Origin of the sequence: Microbacterium sp. BR1, from assembly GCF_002812725.1 — a bacterium.
In the GTDB taxonomy this organism is placed as follows: Bacteria; Actinomycetota; Actinomycetes; order Actinomycetales; family Microbacteriaceae; genus Microbacterium.
Window position 1 is genome coordinate 339,565 of sequence record NZ_NMUN01000010.1, and the last position, 15,506, is coordinate 355,070.

Annotated in this window: 16 protein-coding genes; 11 read left to right on the forward strand and 5 right to left on the reverse strand. The window is 69.8% G+C overall.

Features of this window, described 5'->3' with window-relative positions; all coding sequences use genetic code 11:
- Positions 1–53: 53 nt before the first annotated feature.
- The gene (locus CGU35_RS17405; protein ID WP_100812709.1) at positions 54–452 is read left to right on the forward strand and encodes a glucose-6-phosphate dehydrogenase; all 399 of its coding nucleotides are present in this window, start codon (positions 54–56) and stop codon (positions 450–452) included.
- Positions 453–463: 11 nt separating this feature from the next.
- On the opposite strand, the gene CGU35_RS17410 is transcribed toward CGU35_RS17405, so the two are convergent.
- The 3 genes from CGU35_RS17410 to CGU35_RS17420 all read right to left on the reverse strand — a co-directional run bounded on the left by CGU35_RS17410 (position 464) and on the right by CGU35_RS17420 (position 3,960).
- Positions 464–1,735: an MFS transporter gene (locus CGU35_RS17410; RefSeq protein ID WP_232711382.1), complete on the reverse strand. Its 1,272-nt coding sequence runs from the start codon at positions 1,733–1,735 to the stop codon at positions 464–466.
- A gap of 86 nt (positions 1,736–1,821) precedes the next feature.
- Positions 1,822–3,009, reverse strand: a complete 1,188-nt coding sequence (locus CGU35_RS17415) for a 4-hydroxybenzoate 3-monooxygenase (RefSeq protein ID WP_100812710.1) — start codon at positions 3,007–3,009, stop codon at positions 1,822–1,824.
- 195 nt (positions 3,010–3,204) lie between these two features.
- Complete coding sequence (locus tag CGU35_RS17420) at positions 3,205–3,960, reverse strand: IclR family transcriptional regulator (RefSeq protein WP_100812711.1); 756 nt, start codon at positions 3,958–3,960, stop codon at positions 3,205–3,207.
- 38 nt (positions 3,961–3,998) lie between these two features.
- Between CGU35_RS17420 and CGU35_RS17425 the strand changes: the two genes are divergently transcribed.
- The 10 genes from CGU35_RS17425 (at position 3,999) to CGU35_RS17470 (ending at position 12,461) form a co-directional block, all read left to right on the forward strand.
- Positions 3,999–4,850, forward strand: coding sequence for an IclR family transcriptional regulator (locus CGU35_RS17425; protein ID WP_100812712.1), 852 nt, complete (start codon positions 3,999–4,001; stop codon positions 4,848–4,850).
- 67 nt (positions 4,851–4,917) lie between these two features.
- Positions 4,918–5,739 carry a protocatechuate 3,4-dioxygenase subunit beta gene (pcaH, locus tag CGU35_RS17430; RefSeq protein WP_100812713.1) on the forward strand — a complete coding sequence of 274 codons (822 nt, stop codon included), beginning with the start codon at positions 4,918–4,920 and terminating at the stop codon, positions 5,737–5,739.
- Entirely contained in the window at positions 5,739–6,296 is a 558-nt protein-coding gene (gene pcaG / locus CGU35_RS17435; RefSeq protein WP_100812714.1) for a protocatechuate 3,4-dioxygenase subunit alpha, read from the forward strand. The genes pcaH and pcaG overlap by 1 nt, the downstream gene beginning before the upstream one ends.
- Positions 6,286–7,746 carry a lyase family protein gene (locus tag CGU35_RS17440; RefSeq protein ID WP_232711383.1) on the forward strand — a complete coding sequence of 487 codons (1,461 nt, stop codon included), beginning with the start codon at positions 6,286–6,288 and terminating at the stop codon, positions 7,744–7,746. The genes pcaG and CGU35_RS17440 overlap by 11 nt, the downstream gene beginning before the upstream one ends.
- The gene (locus CGU35_RS17445) at positions 7,743–8,522 is read left to right on the forward strand and encodes an alpha/beta fold hydrolase (protein ID WP_100812715.1); all 780 of its coding nucleotides are present in this window, start codon (positions 7,743–7,745) and stop codon (positions 8,520–8,522) included. The genes CGU35_RS17440 and CGU35_RS17445 overlap by 4 nt, the downstream gene beginning before the upstream one ends.
- A complete protein-coding gene (pcaC, locus tag CGU35_RS17450) occupies positions 8,519–8,917 on the forward strand; it encodes a 4-carboxymuconolactone decarboxylase (RefSeq protein WP_100812716.1) in 399 nt (132 codons plus the stop codon). Before CGU35_RS17445 ends, pcaC begins: the two co-directional genes overlap by 4 nt.
- 122 nt (positions 8,918–9,039) lie before the next feature.
- Positions 9,040–9,801: a 3-oxoacid CoA-transferase subunit A gene (locus CGU35_RS17455; protein WP_100812717.1), complete on the forward strand. Its 762-nt coding sequence runs from the start codon at positions 9,040–9,042 to the stop codon at positions 9,799–9,801.
- Positions 9,798–10,439, forward strand: a complete 642-nt coding sequence (locus CGU35_RS17460; protein ID WP_100812718.1) for a 3-oxoacid CoA-transferase subunit B — start codon at positions 9,798–9,800, stop codon at positions 10,437–10,439. Before CGU35_RS17455 ends, CGU35_RS17460 begins: the two co-directional genes overlap by 4 nt.
- A gap of 61 nt (positions 10,440–10,500) precedes the next feature.
- The gene (locus tag CGU35_RS17465) at positions 10,501–11,670 is read left to right on the forward strand and encodes a thiolase family protein (protein ID WP_100812719.1); all 1,170 of its coding nucleotides are present in this window, start codon (positions 10,501–10,503) and stop codon (positions 11,668–11,670) included.
- Positions 11,671–11,675: 5 nt separating this feature from the next.
- The gene (locus CGU35_RS17470) at positions 11,676–12,461 is read left to right on the forward strand and encodes an IclR family transcriptional regulator domain-containing protein (protein WP_100812720.1); all 786 of its coding nucleotides are present in this window, start codon (positions 11,676–11,678) and stop codon (positions 12,459–12,461) included.
- A 29-nt stretch (positions 12,462–12,490) separates the two neighbouring features.
- On the opposite strand, the gene CGU35_RS17475 is transcribed toward CGU35_RS17470, so the two are convergent.
- Together CGU35_RS17475 and CGU35_RS17480 are read right to left on the reverse strand one after the other, a co-directional pair.
- Positions 12,491–13,993: a peptide MFS transporter gene (locus tag CGU35_RS17475; protein ID WP_100812721.1), complete on the reverse strand. Its 1,503-nt coding sequence runs from the start codon at positions 13,991–13,993 to the stop codon at positions 12,491–12,493.
- A 69-nt stretch (positions 13,994–14,062) separates the two neighbouring features.
- A complete protein-coding gene (locus tag CGU35_RS17480; protein WP_100812722.1) occupies positions 14,063–15,469 on the reverse strand; it encodes an MFS transporter in 1,407 nt (468 codons plus the stop codon).
- Between the last annotated feature and the right edge of the window lie 37 nt (positions 15,470–15,506).

Genomic DNA, 15,506 nt, shown 5'->3' on the forward strand with positions numbered 1-15,506 from the left:
CCGCGCTGCACAGCCGGTCGACCGGCACCTTGCCGTGCGCGTACCGTGGAGGGGTGAAGATCACCGGCTCGACGGACTGGCGCGAAGACCTCCCTTTCGATGTTCCCGTGCTCGTCGCGGACGTCGTGCCCGGCGACCCGACGCGTTGCTCGGAGTGCGGCCCCGCCTCGGAGCCGCGCGATCGCACCGAGCTGTGGGCGGTCCGCCGCCGGAATCCGAAGAGCCACGCCGGCGTCGTCCGTTTCCACTGCGCCGAGCACCTGCCCCCGCCGCCGGCCCCGGTCGAGTCGGAGCTGGATGCCCGCGTGCGACGCTCGACCGCGCGCGCAGCGAGGGCCGCCGCGCCCCGTCGACCGGCCGTGCCCGAGCGGGTCGCGGCGGTCTGTCCGACGTGCTTCGTCGAGGTGCCGCCCACGGGCGTGTGCGGTATGTGCGGCGAGCGCATCGCCTGATCGGCCCCAGATCAGTTGCGGTGCGGCTGACGCGCATCCAGAACGAACCGCGGTCGGCCCGCGAGCACGCCCGTCACCGACTGCGCGAGCAGGACCAGCCCCAGCAGACCCAGAGAGACCGTCCATCCGCCGAACCCCGCGTGCAGCGCTCCGAACAGCACGGGGCCGACCGCGGCGATCAGGTAGCCGACGGACTGGGCCATGCCCGAGAGCGCGGCCGAAGCATCCGGCGTTCGCGCTCGCTGCGCCATCAGGGTCAGCGACATGCTGAGCGAGGCGCCCGAGGAGAGTCCCGCGATCAGCACCCACATGACGATCGCCCCGGGGGCGACCATCAGCCCCGCGATGCCGATGACGCCGACGAGCGGAATCGCTGCGGGGACGTATCGCTCGGCGGGGCCGCGGAGCAGGACCGGCACGATGATCGAACCGATGATCGTGGTGAGCTGATAGATCATCACGTCGAACCCGGCCACGACCTCTGAGCGGCCGATCGATGTCGAGATCGCGGCCAACCACGTGAGCATCATGTAGAAGGTGGATGCCTGGAAGCCCATGTATGCGGCCACCTGCCACGCGAGCGCATCCCGCCAGATCCCCGTGCTCGTGCGGGCGACGACGGGCCGCGCGCGGTGGACGGCGTTGTGTCCGCGCGTCGCCCACGCCCACACCGCGATCGCCGGAATGAGCAGCCCGGCACCGATGACGAGCAGCGCGATGCGCCATCCGGACTGCTCGTCGCCGAGGAACGACAGGGGTACCGCGACCCCCGAGCCGATCGCTCCGACGCCCCCGAGCAGCCCCGTGTAGACGGCCATCACGACCGGGACGCGCGCGGGGAAGTCCCGCTTGATGACGGCGGGCATGAGCACGTTGGCCACCGCGAGCGCGAGACCGATCAGGACGGTTCCGATCCACAGGCTGATGGTGGGGCCGGGCAGCGAGCGCACGGTCGTGCCCGCGAGCAACAGGAGGAGCGCCCCCAACACGGCTCGCGACATCCCGAACCGCAGACTCAGCCCCAGCGCGAAAGGTGACAGCGCCGCCCAGGCGACGAGCGGCACGGCGGCGATCAGACCGAGAGCGCCGACCGACATTCCCGTATCGGTGCCGATCTGGTCGAGCAGGGGACCGACCGCCGTGATGCTCAGGCGCATGTTCGCCGCGACGAGGCAGACGGCGACGAACAGGGTCAGCCCCGCGGCCGGCGCACTCATGCCGACACGGGCGTCCTCTCTGGCCGGGCGCGACGCGTGCGTGCGTACCTCGTTGTCGGAGCCCATGATCACCGGACTATAGCCGAGGCGCGGGCGGGCCCGGTCCGCGGTTCCCAGTGAGCGGATGACGGCGCTACAGGGCCGTCGAGACGCTACAGGGCCGTCGAGAACGGCCAACCCGTATACGCCTCGGCGAGGTAGGTGCGCCCGGCCTCGGACTCGACGACGCTGCGGAGCTCGCCCACCTGGCGCAGGCGGTCGAAGTCCGAGGCATCCGGTGCGACGTGCAGCATGCTCGTCATCCACCACGAGAAGTGCTGCGCCTTCCAGATGCGCTGCAGCGCGGTTTCGGCGTAGACGTCGATCAGGCGTTCGTCGTTCTCGAGGAGCAGGGCTCTGAGCGCCCGCTCGAGCAGCAGCACGTCGGCCACGGCCAGGTTCATGCCCTTCGCCCCGGTCGGCGGGACCGTGTGGGCCGCGTCGCCGACGAGCGCGACGCGCCCGGCGCGGAGCTCGTGCGCGACGAAGCTGCGGAACCGCAGCACATCCCGCTGGAAGATCGGGCCGCGTTGCAGCGTCGTCCCGGGCACGCGCAGCTGGAGCTGTTCCCAGATCTCGTCCTCGCTCAGCGCCTCGGTGTCGGCGTTCGGGTCGCACTGGAAGTACATCCGCTGCACGGTGGCGCTGCGCTGGCTGATCAGCGCGAAGCCGTCGGGCGAGTTGCTGTAGATCAGCTCGTCCGAGCTCGGCGGCGCCTCGCAGAGGATGCCGAACCAGGCGAAGGGATACTCACGGAAGTAGCCGCCGGTCTGCGAGCCCGTGACCGCCGCGCGGGCGACGCTGCGGGAGCCGTCGGCGCCGACGACGAAGTCCGCCTCGATGACGAAGGACTCGCCGTCGGGTCCGGTCGCGATGACGCGCGGCCGATCCGTTGCGGCGTCCTCGACGCGCTCGGCGGTGACGCCGAAGCGCAGGTCCTGGCCGCCCGCGAGGCGTGCGGCGATCAGGTCTTTCAGCACCTCGTGCTGGGGGTAGAGCCAGACGCTGCGGCCGGTCAGCCCGGGGAAGTCGATGCGGTGTCCCTGGCCCTCGAAGCGCAGTTCGATGCCGTCGTGCCGATGACCGACCGTGCGCACGCGGTCCGATGCGCCGGATGAGTCGAGCACCTCGACGGTTCCGTGCTCGAGGATGCCGGCACGGATCGTGCTCTCGATCTCATCGCGGGTGCGCTGATCGATCACGACGGACTCGATGCCTGCCGACGCGAGCAGGTGGGACAGGAGCAGGCCTGCGGGCCCCGCTCCGACGATCGCGACCCGGGTGCGGACGGTCTCGGTCATGGTGGCGTCTCCTTCGACGGACTGTTTCCCCTCAGCATCCAACCCACCACTCCGCCCTCGCACCCCATTTCCCATTGAACGGGAACCAACCATCCTCCCGGACCCGCTCGCCTGGCACTCGTTGCGGGTTTTCGGGGGCCTATGCCGCGTCTACTGTCAGGGGAGCGGGTCCGGCAGCGGCACGGAGGACGTTGGTCAGGGGCGGTCGGAGGCGAGGGCTGCGCAGATGCCCGCGGAGGCCCGGCGCAGTTCGTCGAGGGGGCCCGAGGTGGGGGCGTCGCGCGGGAGGACGACGGACAGGGCCGCGATGACCGCACCGCGCACATCCCGGATCGGCGTCGCGATACCCGTCGACACGCTCTCGATCGACCCGGGGGCGACGACGTAGCCCGCGCGCCGGATGTCGTCCAGCACGCGCGACAACACGGCGGGGTCCGTGATCGTCTCGGGAGAGACGGAGACGAGCGGCCCGGCGAGTACGCGACGACGCAGATCGTCGGGACCGAAGGCGAGCAGCACGAGACCCGACGACGACGCGTGCAGGGGGAGTCGGCCGGCGATCCTCGTGATGTTGGCCCCGGCCTCGGGGTGCGAGAGGCGCTCGAGGAACAGCGCCTCGTCCTGCTCGAGCACCGCGAGCTGCGTGTGCTCGCGTACCCGCGCCTGCACCTGCGACATGAAGGGCAGCGCCGCCTGGCGCAGGCGCAGCGCGTTCGACCCCCGCAGGGCGAGTTCCCACAGCCTCATGCCGAGTCGCACGCGGTGCTCGTCGTCGCGCTCGAGCAGCCCCGCGCGCACGAGTTCGTCGACGATGCGGTGCGCCGTGGACGACGGCAGCCCCGACCGCCGACCGATCTGCGCCGCGGTCTGCACGGTTCTCTCGGCGCTGAAGGTGTCGAGCACGCGCACGATGCGTTCCGCCATCGTGTCACCCGTCGGCGAGTTCGCCATTCGCCCAAGATAGCCTCGGTGAGAGAGGGGGAGCGACGATGCATAGCGACGGTGCTGCAGACGGTGTTGCCGAAGACGGTGCTGCAGAAGACAGTGCTGCACAAGACAGTGCTGCACAAAACAGTGCTGCAGAGGGTGTCCTCGAGCGCGCCCTCGGCGTGCTGCAGTGCTTCTCGGACGATGAGCCCGCCCTCTCGGCGGCGGTGATCGCCGAACGCACGGGCCTGGCGACGTCGACGCTGCACCGCCTGCTCGCCCGGCTCACCACGCTCGGCCTGCTCGCGCGTGCCCCCGGTCATCGGTACACCATCGGCGTGCGGCTCTGGGAGCTGGGCGAGCTCTCGCCGCTCTCGCTGCGACTGCGCGAAACCGCACTTCCGTTCATGCTGCGCCTCTACGAAGCCACCGCCGAGAACGTGCACCTCGCGGTTCTGGATGCCCCGACGCCCGAGCGTGCGACCGCCCTGTACGTCGGTCGGGTGACGGGACAGTCGTCCATCCCCACCCTCAGCCGGATGGGCGGACGCCACCCGCTCCACACGACGGGAGTCGGCAAGGCGCTCCTCGCGACGCGCGACGAGGACTGGCTCGCTCACTACTTCTCGACACCCCTCGAACGCGAGACGACGCACTCCATCACGACGGAAGAAGTGCTGCGGGCCGAGCTGGCTGTCGCGCGCCGCCGCGGGTACGCCACGACGCGCGAAGAGATGACGCTGGGCAACGTCTCGGTGGCCGCGGCGCTCGGCAAGGTCGCGGGCCTCCCGCCCGCGGCGATCGGCATGGTCGTGCGGCTGGAGAGGGCCGATGAGCGTCGGTTGGCCGCACTCGTGACACAGTCGGCAGCGGACCTGACACGGATCCTGCGGGAGACGGATCCCACTGAGTGAGAATCCGTGGCGGATGCGCGGGGCCCGCCTGTCACCCTTTGGATAGCTCTTTGTCGAAGGAGACACCATGACAGATACAACTCCGCAGGCTGCGGCCCCCGAATCATTGCTCGCCTCGCCGGACATGCCCTCGCAGCGCGAGATCAACGCCGAGATGGCCGAGATCCACGCCGACCATCTGGCACGCGAGGCGCGGGGCGAGGCGCCCGCACCGGTCACGCTCTACGATTTCGCGCCCTACCGGTCGAGCGTCCTGCGCCACCCCACCAAGAACCCGCGCCTGGTCGACCCCGAGACGATCGAGCTGTGGTCGCCGGCGTACGGCCAGCGCGACGTCGCGGCTATCGAGTCCGACCTGACGCTGCAGCACACGGGTGAGCCCCTGGGCGAGCGCATCACGGTCTCGGGACGCCTGCTCGACAGCTGGGGTCGGCCGCTCGCCAACCAGCTCGTCGAGATCTGGCAGGCCAACTCGGCTGGGCGCTACATCCACCAGCGCGACCAGCACCCGGCGCCCCTCGACCCGAACTTCACGGGCGCGGGCCGCACGGTCACGAACGACAACGGCGAGTACTTCTTCACGACCATCAAGCCCGGTCCGTACCCGTGGAAGAACCACATCAACGCGTGGCGTCCGGCCCACATCCATTTCTCGCTCTTCGGCACGGCTTTCACGCAGCGCATCATCACGCAGATGTACTTCCCGGGCGACCCGCTCTTCGCGCTCGACCCGATCTACAACACCATCCGCGACCAGAAGGCGCGCGACCGTCTCGTCGGCGCCTACGACCACGACCTCACCGTGCCCGAGTTCTCGATGGGCTACACGTGGGACATCGTCGTCGACGGTCCGTCCGCGACCTGGTTCGAGCCCGAGGGAGAGCACTGATGAGCACCGAAACCCGCCTGGAGCCGACACCCGGCCAGACGATCGGGCCGTTCTTCGCGTTCGGCCTCGCCTATCCGAAGATGCACGAGGTCACCTTCCCGCACTCCCCCGGAGCGATCGTGCTCTCGGGCACCGTGTACGACGGGGCCGGGGCTCCGATCCCCGATGCCGTCGTCGAGATCTGGGGTGCCGACAGCGACGGCACCGTCTCGCGCAGTCGCGGCGCGCGTCGCCGCGACGACCACACCTTCACGGGCTTCGGGCGTTCGGCGACGACGGACGAGGGACACTACGAGTTCTGGACACGCAACCCCGGCTCGATCGACGGCAAAGCGCCGTTCTTCGCCGCCGTGGTCTTCGCGCGCGGTCTGCCGAACAAGCTGCACACGCGCATCTACCTGCCCGAGGACGAGGCCGGACTCGCGGCCGATCCGCTGCTGTCCGACCTGTCCGAGGACGAGCGCGGTACGCTCATCGCAACGCGCCTGCCCGACGGCAGCCTGCGGCACGACATCCGGCTGCAGGGCGAGAAGGAGACCGTCTTCCTTGCCTTCTGATGCACCCCCCGATCGATCCGGCGCGCGCGTGTCGCCGCCCGCGTTCGATGTGGGGTTGCTCTCGCCCGTGAGCGTCGGACACGACGCGCTGGTGTCGGACGAGGCGGTGCTCGACGCGCTCGTCGCCGTCGAGGTCGCCCTCGTGCGCGCGTACGGCGAAGTGGGTGTGGCCCCCGCCGCAGTCGTCGCCGACGTCTCGGCGACGCTCGGCTGGCAGTACGAGGGACGCGGATGCCGGGGGCACGGGATCGACGCGGTCGCCCTGGCCGAGGCAGCCGTCTCGGGGGGTAATCCCGTCATACCGCTCGTCGCCGAGCTGAAGGCACGCGTGCCCGAGACTGCGCGCGCGTGGGTGCACCGCGGGGCGACGAGCCAGGACATCCTCGATTCGGCCCTCATGCTCGTGGCGTACGGGTCGGGCCGCGAGGTTCTGCGCAACCTCAGGCGCACCGAGGCTGAGTTGGCGGGATTCGCGCGAGAGCATGCCGAGGATGTCGCGGCCGCGCGCACCCTGACGCAGCATGCGGTGCCCACCACGGTGGGCCTGCGCGCCGCCGTCTGGCTGCGGGGAGTGCAGCGGGCTGCTGCGCGACTCGAGTCCGCGGTCGTCGCGCTCCCGGCGCAGCTCGGCGGGGCCGGCGGTACGCTCGCCGCGATCGTCGAGACCGTCGGAGCGGATGCGGCGGCTCGGCTGTCGGAACCCTTCGCCGACGCGCTCGGGCTCGCCGTGCCGGATGCCCCGTGGCATACCAGCCGGTGGCCCGTCACCGAACTCGGTGACTCCCTCGTTCAGGCGATCGATGCGGTCGGCAAGATCGCCACCGATGTGGCCACTCTCTCTCGCACCGAGATCGGCGAGCTGGCCGAGGGGGCGGCCGGTGGATCGTCCGCGATGCCGCAGAAGAGGAATCCGGCGGGGTCCGTGCTGATCCGCTCGGCGGCGATGCGTGCGCCCCAGCTCGGAGCGACGCTCCACCTCGCGTCCGCTTTGGCCGCGGATGAGCGGCCGGACGGGTCGTGGCACGCCGAGTGGCCGACGCTGCGCGAACTGCTGCGGCTCGCACTCGGAGCGACGGCAAACGCCGCGCGTGTTGTCGGCGGCCTGTCGGTGGATCGCGCGGCGGTGGCCCGCAATCTGGACCTGACCGGAGCTCTGATCGTCAGCGAGCGCCTCTCGCTGACGCTGGTGCCCCTGATCGGCCGGGCGCGTTTCGCCGCACTCGTCGCCGAGGCATCCGGGGGCGCGGACCTCGCTGACCTCGTGCGCGCGCTTCCCGAAGCGGTCGACCTCGATGTCGACGCGCTCGTCGATCCCGCCCACTATCTCGGGCTCGCCCATTCCTACCTCGACTCTGCTCTCCGTGAGCCGGGCCCGCAGAACGACTCGGCACAGAACGACTCGGCACAGTACGACCCGGCACAGCACGACAATCCGGAGGTTCTCTCATGACGGTTCCGCAGATCGCGATCACCGCACCCGTCGGCGCGACCGACGCGCCCCTCGTTGTTCTGGGCCCGTCGCTCGGCACGTCGACGATCCTCTGGGAAGACGTCTTTCCGATGCTCGCGGCCGACTACCGCGTCGTCGCGTGGGATCTGCCGGGACACGGCGCATCGCCCGTCGCCGCGGCACCCTTCACCGTGGGCGAGCTCGCCGACGCGGTCGCCCACGGCATCCGCGAACTCGGTGGTGGCCCGGTCCGCTACGCGGGGGTGTCGCTCGGTGGTGCCGTCGGGCTCGAGCTGTCGCTTCGGCATCCGGACCTGGTCGAACGCGCCGCGATCGTCGCCTCGGGCGCACAGCTGGGAGATGCGGCGGCCTGGCACGAGCGTGCCACTCAGGCCCGGACGCAGTCGACGTCGAGCCTGATCATCGGTTCGGCGCAGCGGTGGTTCGCGCCCGACTCGATCGCCCGGCGGCCCGAATTGACCGGCCGGCTGCTGCACGCGCTGCAAGATACCGACGACGACAGTTATGCCCGCTGCTGCGAGGCGCTCGCCGAGTACGACGTGCGCGACCAGCTCTCGTCGATCGCTCTGCCGGTGCTGGCCGCGTGGGGTGAGCACGACACCGTCGCCCCCGAGGCGAAGGCGATCGAGATCGCGGAGGGCGTGCGCGATGGCCGCGCGGTCCGCATCGACGGGGCGGCCCACCTGCCGCCCGCCGAACAGCCCGAGGCCACCGGCCGGTTGCTTCAGGAGTTCTTCGAGGGGACGAGCCGATGACCCGTCCCGCGGGCGAGGGCCTGACCGATCAGGAGCGCTACGACCAGGGCATGGTCGTCCGTCGCGCCGTGCTCTCGGACGAGCACGTCGATCGTTCGATCGCCAACACGTCCGAGCTGACGGCCGACTTCCAGGACTTCATCACGCGCGTCGCATGGGGCGACGTGTGGTCGCGTCCCGGGTTGCAGCGGCGCGAGCGCTCGATCGCGGTGCTCACCTCGCTCATCGCGCACGGGCACCACGAAGAGCTCGCCATGCATCTGCGCGCGGCCCTGCGCAATGGCCTGACCGTGGATGAGATCCGCGAGGTCATCCTGCAATCCGCGATCTACTCCGGAGTCCCCGCGGCCAACACGGCGTTCCGCATCGCCTCCGAGGTCTTCGCCGAGGCCTGAACCGTTCCGGTTCGTGATGCCCACGGCATCCGTCCGAGGGCTGGCCAACCGCGGGAGCACCGCAGTAGAGTGGACGTATAGCGAACCAGCGTTCGCAGAGCGAACACATGCGAGGAGGCGTCGTGATCGACAAAACCGTGCCGAGCGTCGAACAGGCGGTCGGCGACATCCCGGATGGCGCGACCGTCATGATCGGCGGTTTCGGTCGCGCGGGTCAGCCCGTCGAGTTGATCGACGCACTCATCGCGCACGGCGCCAAGGACCTCACCATCGTCAACAACAACGCGGGCAACGGCGACACCGGCCTCGCGGCACTGTTGGCCAACAAGCAGGTCCGCAAGATCGTCTGCTCGTTCCCGCGGCAGAGCGACTCGTGGGTCTTCGACGGCCTCTATCGCGCCGGCGAGATCGAACTCGAGCTGGTCCCACAGGGAAACCTCGCCGAACGCATCCGGGCCGCGGGCGCGGGAATCGGCGCCTTCTTCACGCCGACGGGGGTGGGCACGCAACTCGCCGAGGGCAAGGAAGAGCGCGAGATCGACGGACGCCGCTACGTCCTCGAGTATCCGATCCGGGCGGACTTCGCGCTGATCAGCGCGCTCCGGGCGGATCGCTGGGGCAACCTCGTGTACCGCGAGACCGCCCGTAACTTCGGTCCGATCATGGCCTCCGCGGCGACGACGACGATCGCGCAGGTCGACGAGGTCGTGCCGCTCGGCGCCATCGAGCCCGAGACGGTCGTGACGCCCGGCATCTTCGTCGACCGCGTCGTCGCGGTCGGCCAGCGCCTCTGGCTGCGTGACGGCCAATTCGTCGGGGGCGTCGACATCGAAGGTCGACCCCTCGACGCGAACACGGACGAAGAGAAGGAGGATGCCGCGTGAGCACCCGCATCAGTCGTGACGACCTCGCGAAGCGCATCGCCGCAGACATCCCCGAGGGTGCGTACGTCAATCTCGGCATCGGCGCCCCGACCCTCGTGGCGAACTTCCTTCCCGACGACCTCGAGATCATCCTGCACACCGAGAACGGGCTGCTCGGCATGGGACCGGCGCCCGAGCCGGGCCTCATCGACCCCGACCTGATCAACGCCGGCAAGCAGCCCGTCACGGCGCTCGCGGGCGCGGCCTACTTCCACCACGCCGATTCGTTCGGCATGATGCGCGGCGGCCACCTCGACGTGTGCGTGCTCGGAGCCTTCCAGGTCAGCCAAGACGGCGACCTCGCCAACTGGTCGACCGGAGCACCCGGGGCGATCCCCGCGGTCGGCGGTGCGATGGACCTCGCTATCGGTGCGAAGGACGTCTACGTCATGACCGACCTGCTCACCAAGCAGGGCGAGTCCAAACTCGTCGAGTCGTGCACGTACCCGCTCACGGGCGTCGGCTGCGTCAGCCGCGTCTACACCGACCACGCCATCTTCGACGTCACGCCCGACGGCTTCGCCGTGCGCGAGGCGTTCGGCGACAACACCATCGAATCGCTCGCCGAGCTCACCGGCCTCACGCTCGTTGGTCGTTGAGCGAGCGACCCTCACCGGTCGTTGAGCGAGCGAAGCGAGACGAAACGCAAGGAGAACAACCATGACCGCAACGTACGTCTACGACGCCGTCCGCACCCCGTTCGGCCGCGCGGGCGGAGCGCTCTCGAGCGTCCGCCCCGACGACCTCGCGGCCGTCGTCATGAAGGCCGCCGCCGAGCGCACGAGCCTCGACCCCGCACGCATCGACGACGTGATCTTCGGCGACGCGAACCAGGCGGGCGAGGACAACCGCAACGTGGCCCGCTTCGGCGCCCTGCTGGCGGGCTTCCCCTCGAGCGTCTCGGGCGTCACGGTCAACAGGCTCTGCGGGTCGGCCGTCGAGGCGGTCATCCAGGGGTCGCGCGCGATCGAGGCGGGGGATGCCGACATCATCCTCGCCGGAGGTGTCGAGTCGATGAGCCGCGCGCCGTTCGTCGTCGAGAAGTCGCCCAAGCCGTGGCCGGCCGTCGGCAACCAGACGATGTGGAACACCTCGATCGGTTGGCGGATGGTCAATCCGGCGCTGCGCGAAGACTGGACGATCAGCAATGGCGCGTCGGCCGAGAAGCTCGCCGAGATGTTCGACATCTCACGCGAGGCCCAGGACGCCTTCACACTGCGCAGCCACCAGCTCGCCGCGGCGGCGTGGGATGCAGGTGTCTATGACGGCGAGATCGTTCAGGTGCCCGGCGCCGAGCTCGCCCGGGACGAGGGCATCCGTGCCGACACCTCGCTCGAGAAGCTCGCGAGCCTGCGCCCGCTGTTCGCCAAGAACGGATCGGTCACCGCCGGCAATGCCTCCTCGATCAACGACGGTGCCTCGGCCGTGCTGCTCGGTGGCGAGGGTGCGCTGGACATCGACCCCCTCGCCCGTATCACGGGCCGCGGGGTCTTCGGCAACGATCCCGATGTCTTCGGGATCGCGCCCGTCGAGGCCGCGAACCGTGCCCTCGCCCGTGCCGGGCGCACGTGGGCGGACGTCGACTTCGTCGAACTCAACGAGGCCTTCGCCTCGCAGTCGCTCGCGTGCTTGAAGCTGTGGCCCGAGCTCGACCCCGACAAGCTCAACATCCACGGTGGCGCGATCGCCATCGGACACCCCCTCGGTGCCTCCGGCGGTCGCATCATCGGGCACGCGGCGCATGAGCTGAAGCGGCGGGGCGGCGGCATAGCGGTCGCCGCGATCTGCATCGGCGTCGGTCAAGGCCTCGCCGTCGTCCTCGAGCGGTAGGACGCATGATCGACGAGGGACCGGATGCCGCGGCATCCGGGACGTTCGTGCAGTCGTTCGCGCGCGGCCTGTCGGTCATCCGAACGTTCGATGCGACGCATCCCGAACTCTCGCTCAGCGACGTCGCGCGACGCTCCGGCTTGACGCGAGCCGCCGCACGGCGGTTTCTGCTGACCCTCGAGACCCTGGGCTACGTCCGCAGCGACGGTCGGACGTTCGCCCTCACCCCGCGCGTCCTCGAGCTCGGTTTCAGCTATCTCTCGGCGCTGTCGCTGCCCGAGATCGCGCAACCGCATCTCGAGCGGCTCTCGCGGGAAGTGGACGAGAGCGTGTCGGCGGGGGTGCTGGATGGGACGGATATCGTGTACATCGCGCGCGTGCCGACGCGGCGGATCATGAGCGTCCGCATCACGATCGGCACCCGATTCCCCGCGTACGCGACGAGCATGGGCCGCGCGCTCCTGGCCGGGATGCCGGATGCCGCGGTCGCGACCGTGCTCGATGCATCCGAACTGCGAGCGTTCACGGATCACACGTTGGCCGACCGTGCGTCGATCCGTGACGAGATCGAGCGCGTACGCGGGCAGGGCTGGGCGTTCGTGGACGGGGAGCTCGAGCGGGGACTGCGCTCGATCGCCGTGCCGCTGCACGGCCGGGACGGCGCCGTGGTCGCGGCGATCAATGTCTCATCGAGTACGACGCGCGACACGGCAGAGCGCCAGATCGAGCGGTACGTGCCCGCGCTGCTGCGCACGGGCGCCGCCATCGAAGCGGAGCTGCGCCTGGTGTGATGCGTCGCGCCGTGGGCGCGAAACGGTCGTCAGCGCACACCCTTCATGAGCTTCAGGACGGGCCGCACGGCCAGCACCATGCCGAGTCCGACCGCGATGGCGATTGCACCGAGGATCGCGAAGTAGGGGACCTCGTCGTCGACGTCGAAGAACTGCGCGAGCCAGCCCGAGATCGCGGTTCCGAGCGCGACCGACAGGAAGAACAGCGCCACCATCTGCGTGTGGAACATCTCGGGCGCGAGTTTGGTGCTGACCGATAGCCCGATCGGCGAGAGCAGCAACTCCGCGACCGTGAAGACGAACAGGATGCCGACGATCGCGAGCAGCGGTGTCGAGTTCGCGCCGCCGCCGGAGAAGGGCAGGAACAGGAGGAAAGCGACACCCATGATCGCGACACCCAGCGCGAACTTGACCGGGGTCGACGGCTGACGACGCCCGAGCTTCAGCCACAGTGCCGAGAAGACGCCCGACAGGATGATGATGAACACCGGATTGATCGACTGGACCCACGAGACGGGCATCTCCCATCCGAACAGGTCGCGGTTGAGCTTTTCGTCCGAGTAGATCGTGAGCACCGTGAACTGCTGCTGGTACAGCGACCAGAATGCGACGCTCGTGAGAAAGAGGGGGATGAACCCCAGCACGCGCGAGCGCTCCGTCGCCGTGATTCGTTTGCTGGACAGGATGACGGCGAAGTAGGCGACCGTCGCGATCAGCGTGACCACGATGACGACCAGCGAGAGGTGCTCGACGCGGATCAACCCGAAGACGACCGCGAGAGCGACCGCCGCGAGCCCGCCGAGGGCGATGCCCACGACGAGCGGACGACGTGAGCGAGGCAGGGGGTTGGGTACCCGGCGGGCTTCATCGGGGAGCTGGCGTCGTCCGAACGAGTATTGGATCAGGCCGAACGCCATACCGACGGCGGCGAGACCGAAGCCCCAATGGAACCCGAGCGTGGTCTGCAGCAGGCCCGTCAGCAGCGGACCGAGGAACGCACCGAGGTTGATGCCGAGGTAGAAGAGCGAGAAGCCCGAATCCCGGCGGGGGTCGTCGGCCGAATAGAGCGTACCGACCACGGAGGTCGCGTTCGCCTTCAGCCCGCCCGAACCGACGGCGACGAGCACGAGACCCACCGCGACTCCCGTCACGCCGGGCAACAGGGCGAGCGCGATGTGCCCGGCCATGATGACGATCGCGCTGGAGAAGAGCACGCGTTCCGAGCCGAGCAGGCGGTCCGCGATCCACGCCCCGAGGATCGTGGACAGGTACACCGCGCCTCCGTAGGCGCCGACGATCCCCGCCGCGATCGGCTTGGGGATCGCCAGGCCGCCCTCGGCGACCGAGTAGTACAGGTAGATCAGCAGGATTCCCTGCATGCCGTAGAAGCTGAAGCGCTCCCACATCTCGACGCCGAAGACGTGCGCGAGCTCCCACGGCTGCCCGAAGAATCGGGTGTCACGGCTGCCCGTCTGTCGGGTGACGGATGCTTCGTCGGTCGATGCCGACCGGGAGCCAGGTGCGTCGCTCATGGGCGCCAGGCTAGTAGCCCCCGGCGCCCTCCGGCCGTTGCCGCGCGCCGTTGACGCGCTCCCGCGGCGTCAGCGTCCGTCGGGGATGGACGCGTGGTCGACCGGGGGGCCGTGCCGGGGGATGAGGAGCGACAACACGAGCGCCATGACGGCGGCTCCCCCCGCGAGCAGGAAGCACGCTTGGAACGCCGCGGCGGTCGGCACCGGAATGCCCCCGTAAGACTGCGACATCGCGGCGAGTACGGCACCCAGCACGGCCGCCGCCGCACTCGTGCCGATCGAGCGGAAGAGGGCGTTCAGTCCGTTCGATGCCCCGGTCTCGTTCGCGGGCACGGCGCGCATGATCAGCATCGGCATGCCTGCGAATCCGAGCCCGATACCGATGCCGACGAGGATGTTGGCGAGCAGGATGTGCCACACCTCGTCCGAGAAGAAGTACACGAATGCGTACGCGACGACGAGGGCTATGGCGCCGCCGGTCAGCAGCGCTCGGGGTCCGATCGTCCGTTCCAGGCGCCCGGCGAGGGGAGAGATCACCATCATCACGAGACCCGCGGGCATGACCACGAGCGCGGCGCCGATGAGCGAGAGCCCCAGGCCGGCGCCCGACCCGACGGGCAGTTCGAGGAGCTGCGGGAAGATGATGTTCGACCCGAAGAGCGCGAAGCCCATCCCGATCGAGGCGAGGTTGGTGAGCAGCACCGGTCGCCGGGCCGCCACGCGCAGGTCCAGGAGCGGCTCGGCGGCGCGCAGCTGGTACCACCCCCAGACGAGCAGGACGGCGATGCCGCCGAACCCGCAGCCGAGGGTGGGGGCGCTCGTCCAGCCCCATTCGTTTCCGCGTGAGATCGCGAGCAGGATGCCGGTGAGTCCCACCGCGAGCCCGAGAGCTCCGACGTAGTCGAAGCTGCCGCGCGTTCGCAGCACACTGACGGGCACGATCCACACGACCAGGACGAGGACGACCACACCGAGCCCCGCGGCGATCCAGAACAGGACATGCCAGTCGGCCGCCTCGGTGACGAGAGCGCTGAGCGGCAGGCCGAGCGCACCGCCGACCCCCATCGTCGCGCTGATCAGGGCGACGGATGTGCCGAGCCGGTCGCGGTGGACGACGTCGCGCATGATGGCGATTCCGAGCGGCACGACTCCCGTGACGGCGCCCTGCAAAGCGCGTCCCACGATGATGCCGACGATGTGCGTCGAGAGCGCCGCGATGACCGAGCCGATGATCAGGCACACGAGGAGCGCGATGACGACGCGCCGTTTTCCGTACATGTCACCGAGGCGACCCGAGATCGGGGTGACGACCGCGGCGGTCAGAAGTGTGGCCGTGACCACCCACGCGGTGTCTTCGCGGGATGCGTCGAGCAGTTCGGGGAGCTGGGCCTGGATCGGCACGACCAGGGTGTACATGAACGATGCGCACAGCCCCGCGAGGGCCAGAACGGCGACGATCGCGCCCTGCGGCGGCATATGGGTCAGGCGTTTTCTGTCCCCTGCGTCGCGTGAA

Coding starts and splice junctions, on each gene's coding strand:
- CGU35_RS17425 (WP_100812712.1), top strand. CDS start 3,999: ATGCATAGCGACGGTGCTGCAGACGGTGTTGCCGAAGACGGTGCTGCA.
- CGU35_RS17465 (WP_100812719.1), top strand. CDS start 10,501: ATGACCGCAACGTACGTCTACGACGCCGTCCGCACCCCGTTCGGCCGC.
- CGU35_RS17470 (WP_100812720.1), top strand. CDS start 11,676: ATGATCGACGAGGGACCGGATGCCGCGGCATCCGGGACGTTCGTGCAG.
- CGU35_RS17415 (WP_100812710.1), bottom strand. CDS start 3,009: ATGACCGAGACCGTCCGCACCCGGGTCGCGATCGTCGGAGCGGGGCCC.
- pcaG (WP_100812714.1), top strand. CDS start 5,739: ATGAGCACCGAAACCCGCCTGGAGCCGACACCCGGCCAGACGATCGGG.
- CGU35_RS17445 (WP_100812715.1), top strand. CDS start 7,743: ATGACGGTTCCGCAGATCGCGATCACCGCACCCGTCGGCGCGACCGAC.
- CGU35_RS17420 (WP_100812711.1), bottom strand. CDS start 3,960: ATGGCGAACTCGCCGACGGGTGACACGATGGCGGAACGCATCGTGCGC.
- CGU35_RS17480 (WP_100812722.1), bottom strand. CDS start 15,469: ATGCCGCCGCAGGGCGCGATCGTCGCCGTTCTGGCCCTCGCGGGGCTG.
- CGU35_RS17475 (WP_100812721.1), bottom strand. CDS start 13,993: ATGAGCGACGCACCTGGCTCCCGGTCGGCATCGACCGACGAAGCATCC.
- pcaC (WP_100812716.1), top strand. CDS start 8,519: ATGACCCGTCCCGCGGGCGAGGGCCTGACCGATCAGGAGCGCTACGAC.
- CGU35_RS17410 (WP_232711382.1), bottom strand. CDS start 1,735: ATGGGCTCCGACAACGAGGTACGCACGCACGCGTCGCGCCCGGCCAGA.
- pcaH (WP_100812713.1), top strand. CDS start 4,918: ATGACAGATACAACTCCGCAGGCTGCGGCCCCCGAATCATTGCTCGCC.